Genomic DNA, 19,771 nt, shown 5'->3' on the forward strand with positions numbered 1-19,771 from the left:
TTAGCTTTTTTATAAGTTTATTTCGATTATTTTGCCATTGTTGCTGTTGATTCCGGCAGATATTCAATTGCCTTTGTTATTTCGTTTTCCAGTTCGGGAAGAATCTCCCGGGCAGCGGAGTTGTCTCCATTTCCTGCTGCTTTTTCCATTGTCCAGCTCACGGACTGAGCTTTCATTGCTCCCACTGCTCCGCATTCTCCTTTAAGCGTATGAGCATAGTTCGAGGCTTCCTTGAGTTCTCCCCGTTCAAGGCTCTTTTTTATTCCTCCAAGATGTTTAAGTGCTTCCTCCTTGAAAATTGCAATGGCTTCATCCAGCAGTTCATAATCCTGCGCGAACCTTGCCAGGGCACTTTTCAGGTCGAAGTTCTCCGAAATGCATTTGGGTTCCATTCTTGTCTCCGTATAGCTGAACTTTTCGGCTCAGTATTTTGGCCGACTAGTTTTATAATATCGTAAGCAGGGGGCAGCATCAACATCGATTTGAAATATGTTGAAAAAAATCCCCGGCGGAAAATTTCCACCGGGGATTTTATGCATTTTTTTATATGAAATGACTAGTCTTTCTTTTCCAGTTCGGCATACCAGCCGCCGGCTTTGGTCAGCAGGCTCTGGATGCGGCCCACAAGGGCGTGGGGGTCGTTCAGATAGCCTTCCAGCAGCAGGGCGGATTCAAGGAGCTGGTTGGAGGAAAGGGCGATGAACTCGTCTTCCGGGTTGACCTTGAAGATTTCCAGCATGGAACGCAGCAGCGGGTGGTCGGCGTTCACTTCCATGGTCTTGGTGGGGATGGAGCTGTCTTTGTTCATGGCCTTCATGAGTTTTTCCATGGAAGAGGTCATGGCTCCATCCGGGTTGACCAGACGGCAGGGGGAATCGGAAAGTCTTTCGGAAACCTTCACTTCCGCCACTTGTTCACCGAGGACTTCTTTCATCCTGGCGATGAGCGCGTCCATGTCTTTTTCCTGTTCTTCGGAAAGAGGTTCCGGCTCATCTTCTTTTTCAGCGGACTCAAATTTGTCCAGCTTTTCAAGGTCGGCGTACTCGGCGGCTACGAAGCTGAAGTCTTCGTATTCGCGGATGGATTCCATGACGAATTCATCGATAGGCTCGTAAAGGTAGAGTACTTCGATATCCTTGTTACGGAAGATTTCAAGGTGCGGGTTGAGGTTGGCGGCCTCGCGGCTGGCTACCACTGAGTAGTAGATTTCCTTCTGGTCTTCCTTGGCGCGTTCGATGTAGTCAGCGAAGGAAACAAGGGTTTCACCTTCAGCTTTGGAAGAATCAAAGCGGAGCAGGTTGGCGAATTTCTCGCGGTTGATAAAATCCATGTGCCCGGCTTTGAAAATTTTGGAGTGGGCTTTCCAAAACTTGGCGTACTTTTCGGCGTCATCCTTGGCGAGTTTTTCCAGCTGACCCAGAACCTGTTTGGTCAGGGTTGTGCTGATTTTGCCGATGAGCAGGTTGTCCTGCAGGGTTTCGCGGGAGATGTTCAGGGGCAGGTCTTCAGTATCGACCACACCCTTGATGAAGCTCAGGTATTCGGGAAGCAGGTTTTTGTTCTGCTTTTCGATGAGCACGCGGCGCACGTAAAGGTCCAGTCCCCAGTTGTCGCGGTCCATGCCGAAGATATCGAGGTCTTTTTCCGGGATGAAGAGCAGGGAGTTGAACTGTACCGGAGCGTCCACGGAAAAATGCAGGGTATCGATGGGAGGCTGCACATCGTAGGTCAGGAATTTGTAGAATTCTTCGTACTGTTCCTGCTTGATCTGGAATTTAGGTTCACGCCAGAGGGCGGATACTGTGTTGACCCGCTCACCGCCGATCATGATGGGGAAAGATACGAAGTTTGAGTGGCGTTTGACGATTTCCTTGAGTTTGTCATCGGAATCGAAACGTTCGGCGTTGTCTTCATTGAGGTGGATTTCAATGATGGTTCCGTGATCCATTTCCGGTTCGATCTCGGTCAGCTCGTAAGCGTTTTTGCCGTCGGAAACCCACTGGATTGCGGGCTCGTCTTTCTTGTATGACTTAGTGCGAACAACAACGTGATCGGAAACCATGAAGATGGAGTAGAAGCCCACACCGAAACGGCCGATGAGGGAATCGAGGCTTTCTTTTGATTCAGCTGCCTGCTTGACGAATTCGGCAGAACCGGAATGGGCGATGGTCCCGATGTTGGTCATCACTTCTTCGCGGGTCATGCCGATACCGGTATCGGTCACGGTTACGGTCTTTTTCTCTTCGTCATAAGCGATGAGGATTTCAGGTTCCACTTCATCTTCCAGCTCAGGATTGCTGTTAATGGCGAAGCGCATTTTATCAAGGGCGTCTGATGCGTTGGAAACCAGTTCGCGCAGGAAAATTTCGCGGTTGGTGTAGAGAGAGTGGACCAGGATGTCCAGCAGCTGGTTTACTTCAGCTTTGAATTCGAATTTTTCTGTCTGGGCAGTCATTTTAATTCCTCCATAAACATAAAATTCCTTCCGGCTGCGCAGGTCAGCCGGAAGGTCTTGTGTGTAATTTTTAGTGTCCGTTTCCGGGGGAAAGGACTAATCTTATTTAGTAATGGTTTTCAGCTTGTCAAGCAGGTATTTTTCCATTTCGCGGCGGTCTTTGCGCAGTCGGACCAGCTCCGCTTCCATGATGGAGAGCTTTTCTTTGAGTTCGTTATTCTCGCTTTTCAAGCCTTCAATGCTTTCATTCTGGGCATTCAGGTCCGCGCTGGCTTTATCCATGCAGGCTTTTACGTCTTCGGATATTGTTCCCTGCGGCATACAGGATAACATGCCTTTCAGTCCTTCATTAATGGACTTGGCTATTTCCGTACCCATGGCTGCGGCCAGCTGGATGGCAGGTTCAAGGTTGGCCTGTTGCATTTGGGCGGGAGCGGCAGGCGCGGCCGCGCTCACTTCCGGCCCCTGCGGATCAATGGCCACGTTGACCGGATATTTGCGGGAAAGTTCGGCCATGACATCTTCGGCGGTATGACCCTGTTTGAGCATGGAGGCGATAATTTTAAAAATTTCAACTGCTTCAGATTTAAATCTTTTCTGCCTGTTGCGTCCTGTGCTGGGCAGGTACTGGGCAAAACGGTTTTTCCAGTAGTGCAGGGTTGATTCAGGGACTTCCAGCAGGCGTGAAATCTCCGCAATGGAGAGAAGTTTTTTGTCTGGCACGGCATGCTCCGCATTGGGGTTCATGGAAAATTCAAAATTTTTTGATGATTTATTTTTTTTAATTTTTAATTCAACCCAAGTCAATAAGCTATCAAATTATTACAAAAATGTTGCATTTCGAACATTTTTGTGTTCACTTTCGATCAGGAAACCCTATTGATTCCTTCTCCAGAATGGAGTACGCGGTGGTCCAGACAGGTCTTAAAAGGCTGACTGGAAAGAGAAATCAATTGCGATTTTCGTTTTTCCAACGGTCTTTGAAAACAGACTTAAGGTTGTACCATAATTGTACCGCAATCATGTTTTTAGTTTTTGCGGAATATGGTATTAGACTTTGGAGTAAGAATCCAGCAAGCAGCGGAGTCCTCTTTGAGTTCGGAAACTATTTTACTTTTTGATGTGGGGAATACCAATACCAAAATCGGTTTTTCCACCCGTGATAAAATCGGTCCCTCGTTCACCCTGCCTACCGATCCTGGCGGCACTGCTGATTCATGGGGGCTGAAGCTGGTTGAAATCTGCCGGGTGGCCGGTTTCTCCAATGAGGACATCATCGGCGGGGCCGTGTCTTCGGTTGTTCCGCCCATGAACCCGATCCTTAAGCGGGCCGTGGAAAGGTTTTTCCCCTGCGAACTGCGTTTTGCCCCGAATTCCATCCCGCTGGCCCTGAACAACAAGTACGAAAGGCCGTGGGAGGTGGGGGCTGACAGGCTGGTTACCGCCTTTGCGGGCCGCCAGCTCAGTGACAGCGAGAACCTCATCGTGGTTGATTTCGGAACCGCCACCACCTTCGACTGTGTGGTGGGCATGGATTACATGGGCGGGCTGATCTGTCCCGGTGTGCTCTCTTCCACCAAGGCACTGGCATCCGGGACGGCCAAGCTGCCGCATATTTCTTTAGAGATCGAGTCCGACACCATCAGACCGGGCAAAAGTACCGCAGACAGCCTCAATCAGGGGCTTATCTTCGGGTTCGCGGCCATGGTTGAAGGCTTGAGCGAGCGACTGGGCAAGACTCTCGGCGGGGAGGTCGAGCTAATCGCCACCGGAGGTTTTGCCTCCAAAATTGCTGAAGTCTGCCGGGCAATCGACCGTGTGGAACCGACCCTTCTTCTGGACGGGTTGCGCATGGCTTGGTTCGGCAGTGAAAAATAGTTTAGTGTAGGTTTTTTGGCCGGGAATGTACCCGGCAGTTTAGTAACCGGAAAGTGTTGATTTATTTTTAAGGAGTAATGTTATGAGTACTATTACCGCAGTATGGGCGAGAGAAATTCTCGACTCCAGAGGTAACCCCACCGTAGAAGTTGAAGTTGTTCTTGAATCCGGCGCCACCGGCCGTGCAGCTGTTCCCTCCGGAGCATCCACCGGTACCCGTGAAGCCCTCGAACTGCGTGACGGCGATAAAGACCGTTACAAAGGTAAAGGCGTACAGGTTGCTGTTGCCAACGTTCGTGAAGAAGTCGCTGAAGCTCTGGTCGGTCAGGATGCCCTGCGTCAGGTTACCATCGATAACATTCTCATCGAGCTGGACGGCACTGAAAACAAGGAACGTCTCGGCGCAAACGCAATGCTCGGCGTTTCCATGGCTGTTGCCCGCGCTGGCGCAAACCTGCTCGGCATTCCCCTTTACCAGTACCTCGGCGGTGTAAACGGCAAGCTCCTGCCTGTTCCCATGATGAACATCATCAACGGTGGCGAGCACGCACCCAACAACCTCGATATTCAGGAATTCATGATCATGCCCATCGGTGCTGAGACCTTCGCTGAAGCTCTGCGCATGGGTGCTGAAATTTTCCACACCCTGAAAGGTCTGCTGGCTGCTGACGGCCACAACACCGCTGTTGGTGACGAAGGCGGCTTCGCGCCGAACCTCGAGTCCCACGCACAGGCTTTCGAATACATCATGAAAGCCATCGAAGCCGCAGGTTACCGTCCCGGTGCTGACGTAGCTCTCGCTATCGACGCAGCTGCTTCCGAATTCTACAAAGACGGCAAGTACGTACTGGCCGGTGAAAACAAGGAATTCGACGCTCAGGGCATGATCGATTTCTACGCTGACTTCGTAGAGCGTTTCCCGCTCATCTCCATTGAAGACGGCCTTGCAGAAGGCGACTGGGAAGGCTGGGTAAAAATGACCGACGATCTCGGTGAAAAAATCCAGCTCGTTGGTGACGACCTTTTCGTAACCAACCCCGAAATCCTTGCTGAAGGTATCGAGCGCGGTGCTTGTAACTCCATTCTGATCAAGCTGAACCAGATCGGTACCCTGACCGAAACCCTCGACACCATGGAACTGGCCAAGACCGCAGGCTACACCAACGTTGTATCCCACCGTTCCGGTGAAACCAGCGACCACTTCATCGCTGACCTCGCAGTAGGTCTGAACGCAGGCCAGATCAAGACCGGCTCTCTGTGCCGCTCCGACCGTCTCGCCAAGTACAACCAGCTGCTGCGCATCGAGGAAGACCTCGAAGATGATGGCATCTACTACGGTCCCGCTCTGAAGGAAGCTTTCTTCGGCGAAGACTAGGAACAGCTAGACTGTTTAGTTTATTACAGGGCTGCGGGGTTATCTCCGCAGCCCTTTTTGTGTATATGGTATGTTAGTTTTTATGTTGGCGGGGGAATAGTGTATTGTCTTCTTGCCAGTGGGTGAAAATTACAATATGCCTTTTTCACCCACAGGCCCAAAACAGCGGAGAAATTTCAATGCAGATTTTGAATGGTAAAGAAACAGCTCTTACTATTCGTGAAGAGCTGAAAGTAGAGATAGACGGACTTAAAGAAAAACACGGCCGCGCGCCCGGTCTGGCCGTTATTCTGGTCGGCGAGGACCCGGCATCTCAGGTTTACGTGCGCAACAAGGAAATCGCCTGCGAAAAAGCGGGTATTGTTTCCACTGCCCACCGTATTGATGCGTCCGTTTCTCAGGAAGATCTGGAAGCCCTGATCCAGAAGCTCAACGCAGACGAGACCATCGACGGTATTTTGCTGCAGCTGCCCCTGCCCAAGGGACTGGACAGCCAGCGTTGCCTCGAACTTATCGATCCCGGCAAGGACGTGGACGGTTTCCATCCCATGAACGTAGGCAAGCTCATGCTCGGCCTGCCCGGTTTCCGTTCATGTACTCCCGCAGGTATCATGACCCTGCTGGAACGTTACAACCTGCCCACCTCCGGCAAGAAAGCCGTAGTGGTAGGCCGTTCCAACATCGTCGGTAAGCCTCTTGCCATGATGCTTATGCAGTACGGTGATTTCGCAAACGCCACCGTGACTGTCTGTCATTCCCGCACCGACAACCTCGCCGAGGAAGTCAAAGTCGCAGATTTCGTTTTTGCCGCCATCGGCATTGCCAAGTTCATCAAGAAAGATATGGTCAAAGACGGCGCAGTCGTTGTTGACGTAGGCATCAACCGCACTGATGAAGGTCTGGTGGGTGACTGTGATTACGCCGCCCTTGAAGACGTGGCATCCGCCATGACTCCCGTTCCCGGCGGAGTCGGACCCATGACCATTGCCCAGCTTCTGATCAATACCGTACAGGCTTATAAGGAGCATGTGGGGGCGTAGGGTTTAGCTGGTTGATATATTTAGGATTGAAAAACTCCCTGTCTCGGTTGAGGCAGGGAGTTTTTTAGTTTGCTGGAAGTTGACAAAGCAAAATATTCTACTAGAATAATTCCAAGAGAATAAAATCAAATGCTCTACTAGAATAATTTGGAGTATGTCATGAATAATCCTTTCCGCTTTAACACCTTACGCCCCAGCGATCCTTTCTGTGACCGTGAAAAAGAACTTGTCGATTTGATCACGCACGGCATGAACGGCGCGAACGTGACTCTTTTTTCTCCTCGTAGATATGGGAAAACCTCTCTAATCAAACGTGCCCAGAATGAGTTGCATGATCAAGGTGCTTACGTCTTTTATGTTGATTTTTATCGAGTAATGTCGGTGGAAGACCTAGCCTCGCGGCTTGCGCGGGCGGTTTACGAAGGACTAAGCGAGTATGTGTCCTTTTTTGAGAAGGGCAAAAAAGCTTTGTTGGAATTTTTCAGGACTTACCGCCCGGTATTTACTCCAACTGAAGATGGCGGGATCGAAATAGATGTGCGCGCTACTGAGGGCATTTCTGGTTATGATTTGCTTGAATCCTTACTCAAAGAAATAGGGCGGTTTGCCGAAAAAGCGGACAGACCCGTGCACATCGCCATGGATGAATTTCAGGATATTGTGGAAGTGGACAAGGGTAAAACCGAAGCCTTGTTGCGGACCCATATCCAGATGCATGGAGCCGGGTATATCTTTGCGGGCAGCAGGCGGCGTATTCTCAAATCCATGTTTACGGACAGGCACCGTCCATTCTATAACAGCACACTTTTGATGGAGTTGCCCCCGCTGCCCCATGAAGATCTTGTGGAGTATATCGTCGATCTTTTCAGCAAAGGCGGTAAATCTATTTCACGCGAAGCCGCTGTTTTGGTTTCTTCTCTCGTTGATCAATATCCGTATTACGCCCAGCTGTTCAGCTACTTGTTGTTTGGAATGGGGACTGACCCAAGCCTTGATGATGTTGATGAATGCTTTGAATCATTGTTGGCGAGCGAAAGATATTCTTATCAGGGAATTGTAGATGGTTTGACTCCGGTACAGCTTGCCTTGCTGGTCGGGTTGGCAAAGTTTCCCGGAAGCAAAGTTACCTCGCAGGTCTTCCTGAAAGAAACAAATCTGTCATCCGGCGGGGTGCAAAAAGCTTTGAAGCATTTGAGTGTGCAAGACTTGATTAGCGATGAAAAGAACGGCTGGGAACTTGTCGACCCGGTATTCAGGAAGTGGCTGATCAGAACATTTTAAATCAAAAACTCCCCCTTCCTCAACAGCCGAGAAAGGGGGAGTTCCATTTTGCTCTACTAGAACACTAAAAATTATTCCAATAGAATTATTCTCCTAGAATAATTTCTTTGATTTTATAAATCAACCCAATCCCTACCCCTCAAAAACCTGCTCAAAAATAGCTACGCACTCTTCTTTGCTCATCTTGTAAGGATCAAGGTCGAAGAGGAAACCCATGGCGGTCATGGCGTTGTCTGCGAGGGCTTCGCACTGTGATTTTTCGAGTTTGAAGTCCTTGATACTCAGGGAGTCGCAGTCAATGGCTGTGATGAGCTCTTTGAGTGCTTTGACGAAAGCCATGGGACGTTCATTTTCAGGCAGGGCGTCCACGTTTACGCCCATTGCTTTTGCCATGGCCGGGAACCGTTCCGGGGCTTTTTCAGCCATGAAGGTGAAGTAAGGGATGCTGAGTAAGATCAGCCCTGCGCCGTGGGGCACTGCGGGGTCGAATGCGGAGAGGGCGTGTTCCATGGAGTGCTGGGAGATGCAGCAGGATGTGGATTCCACCAGACCGGACTGGGTGCTGGCCCATGCTAAGGCGGTGCGGGCTTCGAGGTCGGAACCGTCTTTTACTGCGCGGGGCAGGAATTTATTGATCAGCTCAATGGAACCAAGGGCGAAATGGTCGCTGGCGGGCTGACTGACAGTGGCAAGGTAGCCTTCGGCTGCGTGGAAGAATGCATCCATGCCCTGATAAGCGGTCAGATGCGGTGGAATGCTGACCATGAGTTCGGGGTCGACGATGGAAATTACCGGGAAGGTGTCGGGCACGAGACCGAAACCGATTTTTTCCTGGGTTTCCATGTTGGTGATAACGGTCCACGGGTCGGCTTCGGTTCCGGTTCCGGCGGTGGTGGGGATGGCTACCAGCGGCAGGACCGGTTCGGTAACGGATTTGCCTTTGCCTGTTCCGGCAGGGATGTAATCCCAGTAGTTGCCGGGGTTGTTGACCATGATGGCGATGGATTTGGCGGAATCAATGGGGCTGCCGCCGCCGAGTCCGATGATGAAATCGCAGTTGCTGTCACGGGCAACCTGCGCGCCTTCCATGACGTGATCGAGGGTGGGGTTGGGCAGGATTTTGTTGAATACTACGGATTCAATGCCATGCTCCCTAAGCGCGTCTTTGACCATGTCGAGGTAACCGAATTTGATTACGGATTTACCGGATGTGGTCACGATGAGTGCCTTTTTGCCGGGCAGTTCCATTGATGCCAGTTCCTTGATGCGACCGGGGCCGAAAACAATATTGGTGGGAATGTAGAAATTGAAAGAAGAATTCATTATGCTGCTCCTAATTATTAAATATTAAAAAAGTTAGTAACCTTTGTTTGTCTTCGTTGAATGCAATATGGCAGAGCGGGCGCAAAATCTGAATACCTGTTTTTGAATAGTTCTTGCCTGATTCTGCAAACGGCTTGATTCTGATCAGGGTCAATGCCATTTGTTCCGCAGTAACCCCATCTAACAGACTGGACAGCCACATGAAAGGACTCACCGAACTCATGACCTGTATTCAGGAAATTTCCGGCGGAAATTATTCCAATGACATTATGCATCTGACTACTGAGGAATATGATCCTTTTGTGCGGGAACTGGCGGAATCCGTGGGTTTGATGATGGTTCGTATTGAGGCCCGCGAGTTCGCTCTTGAACAGGCCAATGACGATCTTAAGTGTAATATTGTGGCGACCATCAAGGCTGTGGCGCGCGGACTCAGTTTGCGTGATCCGTATACCCGTGGACATGCGGAACGGGTCGGGCTTTATTGCGAGCGGCTGGCCCGGCGTATGGATTTGCCTGAAGACGAAATCTGGACCATGCATGTGGCCGGGACTCTGCATGATATCGGCAAGATCGGATTCAGTGACCGCTTGATCCAGAATGTGGATACCAAGGTGGATGCGGACATGCTGGCTGAGATCAAGCAGCACCCGGAATGGGGATTCAGGATGCTGCGCGGGCTGGAATTTCTCGGTCCGGCTTTGGAATACGTGCGTTCGCATCATGAACGGCTGGACGGCACCGGTTACCCCAACGGCCTTGCGGGTAATGAAATCAAGACCGGTTCACGTATTTTATCCATTGCCGATGTATTTGACGCAGTAACCACCACCCGCACTTATCAGCAGGCCATGGATCTCGGGAAAGCCTTCTCCATCCTGCGCAAGCTGGCCGGACCGTCACTTGACCCGGAACTGGTGGAGCTTTTCATTGTTGAGATTGAAGAGCATGGTCTTGAAGATGTGGAAGATAATTTCAGCACCTGCACCATGGGAAAATCAGCCCATTCTGACGAAGCCACAAAAAATAATTAAGAACCATTCCTAATTTGCTTGCCTTCTGTGGGGAAATGCTTATTCTCTCCCTTCGTGTTAATTTTTCCTTAACAATCGCTCAGCACGGCGAAGGCATATTTCATGAAAAAAAATTCCATACATATTGAAGGTGCGCGTCAGCACAACCTTAAAAATTTAGACCTTGATATACCCCGCGACCAGCTGGTTGTGGTCTGCGGCCCTTCGGGGTCCGGTAAATCCACCTTATCTTTCGACATTGTTTACGCTGAAGGGCAGCGTAGGTATGTGGAATCCCTTTCCGCCTATGCCCGCCAGTTTCTGCCGCAGCTGGACAAGCCGAAAGTGGATAAGATCGAGGGGCTTTCCCCGGCCATTTCTCTGGAACAGCAATCCACCTCGCGCAACCCGCGCTCGACAGTGGGTACGGTGACCGAGATTTATGACTTCCTGCGTGTCTTTTTTGCCCGGCTGGGTAAATTCCACTGTCCGGAATGCGGTATCCCCATTGAAGCACAGACCTCGGACCAGATTCTGGACCGGATCATGTCCTTTGGTGAAGGCACCAAATTTATGCTCATGGCCCCGCTGGTGGACCACCAGAAGGGGACTCATAAGGATTTGCTTAAGAAGCTGAAAAAAGAAGGGTTCGTGCGTGTGCGCGTGGACGGTCAGGTCTATACCATTGACGATGTACCGGACCTTGAGAAGAATAAAAAACATAATATCGATCTGGTGGTGGACCGCCTTGTAATCAAGGGCGACATGAAAAAGCGGCTGGGTGATTCACTGGAACTGGCCCTGCGCTACGGAGATGAATCCATAGTGGTCTCCATCATCGGCGGCGAGGATGTTTATCTTTCGACCATGTCCACCTGTCCTTCGTGTAAAATCAGCATGCCCAAGCTTTCCCCGCAGCTGTTCTCGTTCAACAGTCCGCAGGGAGCCTGTTCGCTTTGTTCCGGCATCGGCAGCGTTGAATATTACGAGCCGGAACTGCTGGCCCCCAACAAGGGCCTTTCGCTGAAAACCGGGGCGGTCATCCCGTGGAAATCCCCGAAAATGTTCGAACGCTACGAACTTGATTTCAAGCAGCTGGGCAAAAAATACGGCTTTAAAGTGGATACCCCGTTGGCTGAATTTTCCGCAGCCGCGCATAAAGCACTTTTCTATGGTGATAAGGAACTTGGCTGGGAAGGCGTGGTCGATCTGCTTGAGGTGGGCCATAATCTTGGCCGCATCTGGCGCGATGAACTTTCCCGGTTCCGGCAGTCGCGGCCCTGTCCGGCCTGTGATGGCGCGAGGCTGCGTCCTGAATCGCTGGCAGTTAAGGTTGAGGGTGTTTCAATTTTCGAATTCTGTTCCATGTCCATCAAACGGGCTCTGGATTGGCTGGAAAATCTTGAATTTTCCGGTCATGAACTGCTTATTGCCGAACCGCTCCTCAAAGAGTTGACCCATCGTCTCGGTTTTATGGTCAATGTGGGGCTTGATTACCTGAACCTCGGCCGGAACATGGCTACTTTGTCCGGCGGTGAGGCCCAGCGCATCAGGCTGGCCGGGCAGCTCGGTTCCGGGCTGGTGGGCGTAACCTACGTGCTGGATGAGCCTTCCATCGGCCTTCATCCGCGTGATAATGAGCGGCTGATCGAAACCCTGCGTTCGCTCCAGTCGCGCGGCAATACCGTGCTGGTGGTGGAACATGATGAATCCACCATCCGTAATGCCGACCATGTCATTGAAATCGGTCCCGGTTCGGGCATGCTCGGCGGGGAGATTGTTTTTCAGGGCAGCGTTAAAAAACTGCTCGGCAAGGCGCAGACCCTGACCGCCAAATACCTGCGCGGTGAGCTGGCTTTGGACAAGCCCGAAGAGCGGCGTATTCCCAAGGACTGGATCAAAATGAAAGGGGTTCAGACCAACAACCTGAAGAATCTGGATGTGGATATCCCGCTGGGCGTGCTCTGCTGTTTTACCGGGGTTTCCGGTTCGGGAAAGAGTTCGCTGGTGGTGGATTCCATGTACAAGCACATCGCTTTGTCGCGCGGGGTGAAGGTGGATCAGCCCGGACGTATTTCCGGCATTGACGGCATTGAGAAGATTGAAAAGATTATCTCCATTGACCAGTCTCCCATCGGCAGGACCCCGCGTTCCAACCCGGCCACCTACACCAAGATTTTTGATGAGATCCGCAAGATCTTCTGCGCCACCAAGGAGTCCAAGAAGCGCGGCTACAAGCCCGGGCGTTTCAGTTTCAACGTGCGCGGCGGTCGTTGCGAAGCCTGTCGCGGTGACGGTCAGATCAGGGTGGAAATGCATTTCCTGCCCGATGTCTACGTGACCTGCGATGTCTGCAAGGGCAAGCGTTACAACAGCCAGACCCTTGAAGTTGATTACAAGGGCAAGAATATCGCCGAAGTGCTGGATATGACCGTGCGGCAGTCCAAGGCGTTTTTTGAGAACCACCCCACACTGAAGCGCAGGCTGGAAGTGCTGGAGCAGGTCGGGCTGGAATATGTGCAGCTGGGGCAGCCGGCCACCACCCTTTCCGGCGGGGAGGCGCAGCGGATCAAGATATCCCGTGAGCTGGGCAAACGCAGCCTGCCCGGGACACTGTACATTCTTGATGAGCCGACCACCGGGCTGCATATGCACGAGGTGGGCAAGCTGATCAAGGTTCTGCAGCAGTTGGTGGAAAAAGGGGCCACGGTTATCGTTATTGAACACAATACCGATGTTATCCGTGCTTCTGATTATGTTTTCGACCTCGGACCCGGAGGCGGGGAGTCCGGCGGGCAGATTGTTGCTCAGGGAACACCTGAGGAGATTATCGCCAACCCGGATTCAGTTACCGGGAAGTTTTTGATTTAAGAATTCCAAATACCATGTTGGCTCCAAACAGGATAAAATAGGTGTGCTAAACATCTAACCCTGAAGGAGGACCAACATGGCAGGTAAGAAAATATCATCAATTGTTAAGTTTGTAAGTAACTCTATGGATATGTCCTTTTAATTGGACACCGTGAATACGATCTCCTTAAAACTTATACTTCAAATTAAAAAACGCTCCGAAAGCGGCTTCCTGATCTTCTGCCCCGAACTTGTTTCCATGCTTGTCGAAAAACTTGGTCTCACGGGAGAATACGTATTCCGGGCCGATAGAAATAGAGCAGTTCTTGACCGGCTGGTAGTCATAATAGACCCCGACTTTCATGCTGCTGGTCTCTACGTATCCGGCATCGGAAACAGTGCTGTCGTCTTTTAAGCGGTAGGTTTTGCCGTCAAAATTGAAAGCCGCACGCAGGGTGTTGGCATCGTTGAAAGAATAACCGACCTCTGTAGCGGGCATGCCGAGGTTCATGAAATAGCCGGAACCGTCTTCAGCGTAATCGGTAAAGTTGATGCCGAAATATGGCATGGCCGAATAGCGGATGGCGTTTGCAAAACCGCGCACCCCGATAAGTGCTCGCCAGTTGTCATTGAAAACATAGCCGATGTGTCCGCGCAAGGCTCCACCAAAGGAATCTTCCATTTCCTCTTCAAAAGCGGATGTTCCGGTAATGCCGACCCCGTAGAACCAGTTCTTGTTGATGGCACCGTTAAAATTATAACCGATGCTCAAGCGATGCAGGGTATTCCACGGATCGTCCTGCCCGTTACCGAAGTTGAGCTGGTCCACATTGTCCCATGAGTAATGCTGTGCTTCGTAGCTCAGTGAGAATCCCCCGGCTTTCAGACGGGCCTGCCCGCCGATAACAGAGGATGAGCCGTCACTGTCCTTGTAGTCAGCATCGGAAATATATTTTCCGGTAGCCCGGATGGATACGGGCTCAAATAGGCTGTGCTCTCCGGCTGCGGCACTGCTTGCACAGCAGACAATCATAAAAGCAAGCAGAATATTGGTAATTTTGATCATGATGAAATAATCCCTCCAGGGCGAATCATTATTGAATTCAAAACTGAATAATCTCCGCAACGTGAACAGTAAGTAATCAAACTGTGAAATAATCGTGAAATACTAATTTTCCAACACAAAAAGAACTAAGTCATCTTAAGAAACAATAAGTAGAACTTATTAAGTCTCACCCTTGGTTGAGCTGAAATCAATGGAAACAACAGTACCGCCGCCACTGCGGTTGCTGATGTAAAAAATCCAACCAAAACGGTCACAAAGCCTCTGGACGATGGATAATCCGAGTCCGAAGCCGCTGCTGTTCTCGCCTTTTACATACGGGTTTGAAACATTCTCCAGTATTTCATCCGCAATACCCATCCCGGTATCCCAGACGGTAAGAACGGAACCTTTCAGGCTGACTCCCACCGAACCATTGGGAGTATAATTGAAAGCATTGGCCAGCAGATTGGAAAGGACAATAGAAAAAGCGCGCTTCGGGGCAGTGTTGATATCGTCTCCCTCCAACTCAATCACGAGGTCAATATTCTTACTCTCAGCCAAAGGATGCAGGCTTTGCACTACTCCTTCCACCGCTTCTGAAAGACAGAACGTACTGCCCGCAACATCTCCGCTCTCCTCGCGGGCAATCCAGAGCAGGGTTTCGATGATCTCTTCCATGTCCGTGACCGAGCGTTCAATGCGGTCCAGCGGCTTCTGCATTTCAGGACGCTCTGACTCCGGGTACAGCCGGATCAATTCCATGGCCCCTTTGATCACACTCAGCGGAGTTCGTAACTCATGACTTGCGTCGCGGGTAAATTCCTGTTCCCTTTTTATGAAACAACGCACTCTTTGAAACGAGTTCTGGATATTTGAGGCAAGAAGACCTACTTCATCCCTCCGTTCGGACTCGGAAAAAACTCTATCCAGATCATCCGGAGCGTAGGCCCGCAATTTGCCCGCCAGTGAATCAAGGGGATAAAAAATAATTTTACCTATGAAAAAGACCAGCAAGGTTCCCAGCACAGCAGTGAAGACAAAATAAATAACCATTATGCTGGTGGACCCCAAAGAACAGGAATGCTCGGCAATCACGTGGCTGGCATCATAAACAAGATACAGCCGTCTATCTCCTTCAGGATAGGTGCGGACCAGTATATTGTGAGAGTCAGGTCCCGGAATCGCAAACGGACCGCTGGTTTCATAAACACCGTCCCGCATCATTGGAAGTTTGGCCCTGAACTCCGGAAGGAGCTGTTCGGGATCATTAAACGCACGCATATGGCGCATTTGGGGTAAGCGGGTATCAGGGTCTGCATCATAGCGGTTGAAATAATCATCGGCCTCATAGCGGAGGATATTATTGAGAACCTCGTCCTCGGTAACCCGGGCGGTGCCGAACTGTGCCCAGCCGTACAAAGCCAGTAAAATAACCAACGATACACTGTAGAGAACTATCGCCTTGAAGCGCAGACTGTTAAATTTCATCTTCTGCCGCCAGCCGGAATCCCACCCCATGCACGGTCTCAATCATGGGGTAAGCAAAATTCTTATCAACCTTGAGCCGTAATTTGTAGATATGGCTGCGCAGGGCATCGCTGTCCGGCGGGTCTTCACCCCAGACGGTAAATTCCATTTCACTGCGCGAAAGAACATTTGGGTGAGTTTCCATAAGCTTTTTCAAAATCTGAAAGCAGACCCGGTTCAGCTTAACCTGCTTTCCGGCCCGGCTCACGGACATGGTTCCGCTGTCCAGAACAAGCTGCCCAACGGTAAGCTTGGGATTGCTGCGCCCCCTGCGGCGCAGGGTCACGGCATCGAGCCTTGCGCTGAGTTCCTCAAGGGCGAAGGGTTTGACCAGATAATCGTCAGCACCGGAATCAAAGCCGGAAAGTTTGTCCTGCAAAGTATCAAGAGCGGTAAGCATGAGTATGGCAGGCTGGACTATGGAGGATTCCCGGATGCGGGCGCAGACATTGATTCCGTCCAGACCGGGCATCATGACATCCAGTACAAGGGCGTCATAATTCCCGGTCACCGCCAGATGCAACCCTACAACTCCATCAGGGGCATAATCAACTACATGCCCCAGTGCTGAAAGATAGTCACATATATTTTCGGCTAAATCCTGATGGTCTTCCACGACCAAGACTTTCAACGGCTCCATTTCACTCTCCCGGTTCAAAATCGGTATCTTCTTCATACATGGTCAGCCTGAAAAAGACGAGGCCGTGTATGCAGAGTCACTAGCCGGGAAGATGTGAAATGTTTGTGACCGCGCTTACCCGACCTGACTTTTCAAACGCAATTCACGATCCACAAACTGGCTGAGTACAAGGGATACCAATGACAGCGCGGCCGCTCCCAAAAAGACGATACGATAGTCCTGCATCCAGGCCAGACCGCCCAGAGCAGGCACAAAGACCGCCGCAATGTGGTTGATGGTGAAGCTGACCGCCATGGACGGCGCAATATCAGGCTTGTCGGCAATCTTCTGGAAGAAGGTCTTGATGGCCATGGTGAAATTAAAGAAAATATTGTCCAGAATGTAGAGCAGCGCGCCCACCAGCGGACTGTCCGTGTAGGCGTAGGCGGTAAAAATAAAAAACAGGCTGGCGTACTCAAGGGTCAGCATCTTGCGCTCCCCGAACTTATTCACGCACTTGGCGATGATGGGGTTGGCAAAATAGTTGATCACGTTGTTGAGCACAAAGAGGATAGCGATGTGCTGCAAGGAAAAACCGAATTTCTTGACCAGCAGAAAGACTGCAAAGGCCACAAAAATCTGCCTGCGCGCCCCGGCCATGAAGCTGAGGGCATAGAAAAGCCAATATTTGGAGCGCAGGATCATTTTCTTGTGCTGCGGGGGCAGGTCCGGGGACGAAGGGTCACGGGTCAGACAATAAAACCCGGCCAGCACCGCAACCATGCCTGCACCGAAAAAAATTTCTTTATAGCCCATGAAACCTGAAATGGAGATGACCACCACCCCCACGCAGATATTTGTCGCCGCCGCCAGACTGCGCAAACGGCCCATGACCAGCGGGGCCTCGGAATAACCGAAATACTGCAGGGTCAGGGACTGGTTCAGGGTTTCGTAATAGTGAAAGCCGAAGGACATGAGCAGGGTGGTAAAGGCCAGTCCGGCAAAAGAAGGCATGAATCCGGTTATGCTGATACCCGCGCCCATGACAATTACCGAAAGAGCGGCCAGACGGTGTTCCTTGATGAACATGAGCACGTAGATTACAAGCAGGGCAAGGAAGCCCGGAATCTCACGAATGGAACCGATCATTCCGAACTGACCGCCGTCCAGCCCGGCCACTTCCACGGCAAAGTTGTTGAGCAGGGTCCGCCAGCCTTGAAAACCGACAGTGGTGGCAATGGTCAGTACCAGCAGGAATATATACATCTTACGGGAAGTGAAGCTTTTTGTAGACACGGGTAATCCTTAGAAATGGTGAGATTATGATAAAGAGCTGCATGAGCAGGGACGCCAAAAGTAATCCCGCACCCAACATAAAACAAGTCAAAACTTAACAGGCAAAAAATGGCAGATTTTCCCCCCCCGTACACGGTGCGGGTCAGCCCGCGGGCAAAAAACGTAATCATCAAACTCATTCCGGACAAAGGAATTGAGGTAGTACTGCCCAGAGGCGTAAACCAGCGCGACGTTCCCTATTTTCTGGAAAAGCGGCGGGAATGGATTGAACACAACATCCGCAAGCTGGAAGGAAAAGGATTATCCCTGAATCCGCCGGAACTGGTCCTGCCCGATGAAATCTGCTTTGCGGCCAGCGGAAAAGTATACATGGTCAGACGGGTCAAAAACCGGAAGCCGGGATTACGCATGCGCCGCAATGTGGACAAGCTGCTCTTAAGCGGTGAGGGCTGGTCGCCGGAAGAAGAGCTTGAAGTTTTGACCCGTTTTGTACGCAGCGAAGCCCGCGAATTCCTCGTCCCGGAACTTAAAAAACTTTCCACAGAACTGAACCTGCCCTTCAGCAAAGCCTTTATCCGCGCCCAGCGCAAACGCTGGGGCAGCTGTTCCGCCAAGGGTAATATCAACCTGAACATGAAGCTCATGTTCCTGCCTTACCGCTTAGCCCGCTACGTGCTTATTCATGAGCTCTGCCACACTGTGCACCTCAACCATTCCGCTAAATACTGGCGGCTGGTCAAGATGGTGGAACCGGACGTGGAAAAGCTGGAAAAAGAGTTATCAGAGGCTGGTCGTCTGGTTCCGGCATGGATCAATTTACTGTAAGGACAAGCTGTAATTCTCTACTTCCCCTTTACAAACCTCCGCAAATGAATGAAGTTTGTACTTTAATAATAAAAAAAAGAGCACTCACATATATTTTTTAAGGAATTGCAATGGAAATCAACAGCAAAAAGGTCGGCAACGTACTTATCATGTCCATAAAAGGACGTCTGGACGCCCTTACCTCAACTGAACTCGAAGGCAAAATGTGCAAGCTCATCGAGGACGGTGAAACAAAAATAGTATTTGATCTCGGCGAACTTGAATATATTTCCAGTGCCGGATTGCGGGCCATACTTTTCTGCGCCAAGAAACTTAAATCCACTGACGGAACCATTGCTTTTGCCAATATCACCGGGATGATCAGTGAAGTTTTTGAAATTTCCGGATTCGGAACCATGTTCAACATCTACAATTCCGCCCTGACCGCAGCGGAAAAAATATCCTGAGAGATTAAAGAATGTTCCGCGCATTGCCTGCCCTACTGCTCAGTGCAATTTTCGTTTTCACCTCTTTCTGCACAGCCTCAGCACAGACGGTGTCCAAAGCTGAAATACGCAACATCCTGAAAAACAATCCGCAGCTCATCTTTGAAGCCCTTGAAGGGCATGAAGAACAACTTTACGATCTCCTGCAGGTCGGGCTGGAAAAAAAGAACAAATCCCGCATCAGGCAGGGCCGACTCAAACAGTTGAAGAACCCGAAAGTCCCGGCCCTGCATCCGGACCGCCCGGTCTGGGGTGCTGCCAACGGAAAAATCAATATCGTGGTCTTTTCCGATTTCCAGAGTGCCAGTTGCGCCAAAGCGGACAAGACAATTCAAAAACTTTTACAAGAATATCCTGAAATCAGCTTCCGCTACCGCCACAATCCGCTGGGCCTGCACAAGATGTCCCTGCCTGCAGCCCGCTATTACGAAGCTCTCGCCCTGCAGGACCATGGCAAAGCCAAGAAACTGAGCAGCCTGATTCTGCAGAACAGAATCGCTGTTAAAAAAAGCGGGATAAAAAAACTTGATGAGCTGGCAGAAAAATGCGGCGCGAATATGGCACAGCTAAAGCGGACCCTGAATTCACCGCAGGTCAAAGCACGCATCGACGGGGACAGAAAAGAAGCCCGCAAGTTCGGCTTTACCGCCTCTCCGGTCTTTCTGGTCAACGGAGTAACCGTCACCGGAGCCGCCCCGCTGGATGAATTTGAAGAAGTCCTTCGCATGATCCACGGCAACTAGGCTTTTTCGAATATAT

General features: G+C 50.8%; 17 protein-coding genes. 9 read left to right on the plus strand and 8 right to left on the minus strand.

The genetic code is table 11. From position 1 onward, the window contains the following. Window positions 1–26 precede the first annotated feature (26 nt). The 3 genes from FMR86_RS17250 to FMR86_RS17260 all read right to left on the minus strand — a co-directional run bounded on the left by FMR86_RS17250 (window position 27) and on the right by FMR86_RS17260 (window position 3,178). Window positions 27–392, minus strand: a complete 366-nt coding sequence (locus tag FMR86_RS17250) for an Hpt domain-containing protein (RefSeq protein WP_163352646.1) — start codon at window positions 390–392, stop codon at window positions 27–29. A 164-nt stretch (window positions 393–556) separates the two neighbouring features. Beyond that, complete coding sequence (gene htpG, locus FMR86_RS17255) at window positions 557–2,455, minus strand: molecular chaperone HtpG (protein WP_163352647.1); 1,899 nt, start codon at window positions 2,453–2,455, stop codon at window positions 557–559. Between the two features lie 102 nt (window positions 2,456–2,557). Continuing rightward, entirely contained in the window at window positions 2,558–3,178 is a 621-nt protein-coding gene (locus tag FMR86_RS17260) for a MerR family transcriptional regulator (RefSeq protein WP_163352648.1), read from the minus strand. A gap of 369 nt (window positions 3,179–3,547) precedes the next feature. On the opposite strand from FMR86_RS17260, the gene FMR86_RS17265 reads away from it, so the two are divergent. The 4 genes from FMR86_RS17265 to FMR86_RS17280 all read left to right on the plus strand — a co-directional run bounded on the left by FMR86_RS17265 (window position 3,548) and on the right by FMR86_RS17280 (window position 8,029). Next, window positions 3,548–4,333, plus strand: coding sequence for a type III pantothenate kinase (locus FMR86_RS17265; protein WP_163352649.1), 786 nt, complete (start codon window positions 3,548–3,550; stop codon window positions 4,331–4,333). Window positions 4,334–4,415: 82 nt separating this feature from the next. Further along, a complete protein-coding gene (gene eno / locus FMR86_RS17270) occupies window positions 4,416–5,708 on the plus strand; it encodes a phosphopyruvate hydratase (protein ID WP_163352650.1) in 1,293 nt (430 codons plus the stop codon). Between the two features lie 179 nt (window positions 5,709–5,887). Further along, complete coding sequence (folD, locus tag FMR86_RS17275) at window positions 5,888–6,748, plus strand: bifunctional methylenetetrahydrofolate dehydrogenase/methenyltetrahydrofolate cyclohydrolase FolD (RefSeq protein ID WP_163352651.1); 861 nt, start codon at window positions 5,888–5,890, stop codon at window positions 6,746–6,748. A gap of 159 nt (window positions 6,749–6,907) precedes the next feature. Next, on the plus strand, window positions 6,908–8,029 hold the full coding sequence (locus FMR86_RS17280; protein ID WP_163352652.1) for an ATP-binding protein: 1,122 nt from the start codon (window positions 6,908–6,910) through the stop codon (window positions 8,027–8,029). A 132-nt stretch (window positions 8,030–8,161) separates the two neighbouring features. Here the strand turns inward: FMR86_RS17280 and FMR86_RS17285 are convergent, their stop codons facing one another. Further along, window positions 8,162–9,352, minus strand: a complete 1,191-nt coding sequence (locus FMR86_RS17285) for an iron-containing alcohol dehydrogenase (protein WP_163352653.1) — start codon at window positions 9,350–9,352, stop codon at window positions 8,162–8,164. A 113-nt stretch (window positions 9,353–9,465) separates the two neighbouring features. Here FMR86_RS17285 and FMR86_RS17290 point away from each other — a divergent pair, with 113 nt between their 5' ends. Together FMR86_RS17290 and uvrA are read left to right on the plus strand one after the other, a co-directional pair. Beyond that, window positions 9,466–10,386, plus strand: coding sequence for an HD-GYP domain-containing protein (locus FMR86_RS17290; RefSeq protein WP_306770963.1), 921 nt, complete (start codon window positions 9,466–9,468; stop codon window positions 10,384–10,386). Window positions 10,387–10,488: 102 nt separating this feature from the next. Next, window positions 10,489–13,236: an excinuclease ABC subunit UvrA gene (uvrA, locus tag FMR86_RS17295; RefSeq protein WP_163352654.1), complete on the plus strand. Its 2,748-nt coding sequence runs from the start codon at window positions 10,489–10,491 to the stop codon at window positions 13,234–13,236. Window positions 13,237–13,402: 166 nt separating this feature from the next. Here uvrA and FMR86_RS17300 read toward each other — a convergent pair whose 3' ends face one another. The 4 genes from FMR86_RS17300 to FMR86_RS17315 form a co-directional block, all read right to left on the minus strand. Beyond that, complete coding sequence (locus FMR86_RS17300; RefSeq protein ID WP_163352655.1) at window positions 13,403–14,281, minus strand: DUF6268 family outer membrane beta-barrel protein; 879 nt, start codon at window positions 14,279–14,281, stop codon at window positions 13,403–13,405. A gap of 159 nt (window positions 14,282–14,440) precedes the next feature. Then, window positions 14,441–15,748, minus strand: a complete 1,308-nt coding sequence (locus FMR86_RS17305; RefSeq protein WP_163352656.1) for a HAMP domain-containing sensor histidine kinase — start codon at window positions 15,746–15,748, stop codon at window positions 14,441–14,443. Further along, window positions 15,738–16,418 carry a response regulator transcription factor gene (locus FMR86_RS17310; protein ID WP_203544983.1) on the minus strand — a complete coding sequence of 227 codons (681 nt, stop codon included), beginning with the start codon at window positions 16,416–16,418 and terminating at the stop codon, window positions 15,738–15,740. The genes FMR86_RS17305 and FMR86_RS17310 overlap by 11 nt, the downstream gene beginning before the upstream one ends. Window positions 16,419–16,541: 123 nt before the next feature. Next, entirely contained in the window at window positions 16,542–17,702 is a 1,161-nt protein-coding gene (locus FMR86_RS17315; protein ID WP_163352657.1) for an MFS transporter, read from the minus strand. A 108-nt stretch (window positions 17,703–17,810) separates the two neighbouring features. Between FMR86_RS17315 and FMR86_RS17320 the strand changes: the two genes are divergently transcribed. The 3 genes from FMR86_RS17320 (at window position 17,811) to FMR86_RS17330 (ending at window position 19,755) form a co-directional block, all read left to right on the plus strand. Next, the gene (locus tag FMR86_RS17320) at window positions 17,811–18,527 is read left to right on the plus strand and encodes a M48 family metallopeptidase (RefSeq protein WP_163352658.1); all 717 of its coding nucleotides are present in this window, start codon (window positions 17,811–17,813) and stop codon (window positions 18,525–18,527) included. A gap of 110 nt (window positions 18,528–18,637) precedes the next feature. After that, a complete protein-coding gene (locus tag FMR86_RS17325; RefSeq protein WP_163352659.1) occupies window positions 18,638–18,973 on the plus strand; it encodes an STAS domain-containing protein in 336 nt (111 codons plus the stop codon). A gap of 11 nt (window positions 18,974–18,984) precedes the next feature. Beyond that, a complete protein-coding gene (locus FMR86_RS17330; protein WP_163352660.1) occupies window positions 18,985–19,755 on the plus strand; it encodes a DsbA family protein in 771 nt (256 codons plus the stop codon). Window positions 19,756–19,771: the final 16 nt, after the last annotated feature.

It is taken from the genome of Desulfovibrio sp. JC010 (assembly GCF_010470675.1).
In the GTDB taxonomy this organism is placed as follows: domain Bacteria; phylum Desulfobacterota; class Desulfovibrionia; order Desulfovibrionales; family Desulfovibrionaceae; genus Maridesulfovibrio.

What these genes read in the sequence shown, in the direction of transcription:
- folD (WP_163352651.1), top strand. Translation starts at nt 5,888, where the DNA reads ATGCAGATTTTGAATGGTAAAGAAACAGCTCTTACTATTCGTGAAGAG.
- FMR86_RS17300 (WP_163352655.1), bottom strand. Translation starts at nt 14,281, where the DNA reads ATGATCAAAATTACCAATATTCTGCTTGCTTTTATGATTGTCTGCTGT.
- htpG (WP_163352647.1), bottom strand. Translation starts at nt 2,455, where the DNA reads ATGACTGCCCAGACAGAAAAATTCGAATTCAAAGCTGAAGTAAACCAG.
- FMR86_RS17325 (WP_163352659.1), top strand. Translation starts at nt 18,638, where the DNA reads ATGGAAATCAACAGCAAAAAGGTCGGCAACGTACTTATCATGTCCATA.
- FMR86_RS17330 (WP_163352660.1), top strand. Translation starts at nt 18,985, where the DNA reads ATGTTCCGCGCATTGCCTGCCCTACTGCTCAGTGCAATTTTCGTTTTC.
- FMR86_RS17320 (WP_163352658.1), top strand. Translation starts at nt 17,811, where the DNA reads ATGGCAGATTTTCCCCCCCCGTACACGGTGCGGGTCAGCCCGCGGGCA.
- uvrA (WP_163352654.1), top strand. Translation starts at nt 10,489, where the DNA reads ATGAAAAAAAATTCCATACATATTGAAGGTGCGCGTCAGCACAACCTT.
- FMR86_RS17250 (WP_163352646.1), bottom strand. Translation starts at nt 392, where the DNA reads ATGGAACCCAAATGCATTTCGGAGAACTTCGACCTGAAAAGTGCCCTG.
- FMR86_RS17305 (WP_163352656.1), bottom strand. Translation starts at nt 15,748, where the DNA reads ATGAAATTTAACAGTCTGCGCTTCAAGGCGATAGTTCTCTACAGTGTA.
- eno (WP_163352650.1), top strand. Translation starts at nt 4,416, where the DNA reads ATGAGTACTATTACCGCAGTATGGGCGAGAGAAATTCTCGACTCCAGA.
- FMR86_RS17285 (WP_163352653.1), bottom strand. Translation starts at nt 9,352, where the DNA reads ATGAATTCTTCTTTCAATTTCTACATTCCCACCAATATTGTTTTCGGC.
- FMR86_RS17280 (WP_163352652.1), top strand. Translation starts at nt 6,908, where the DNA reads ATGAATAATCCTTTCCGCTTTAACACCTTACGCCCCAGCGATCCTTTC.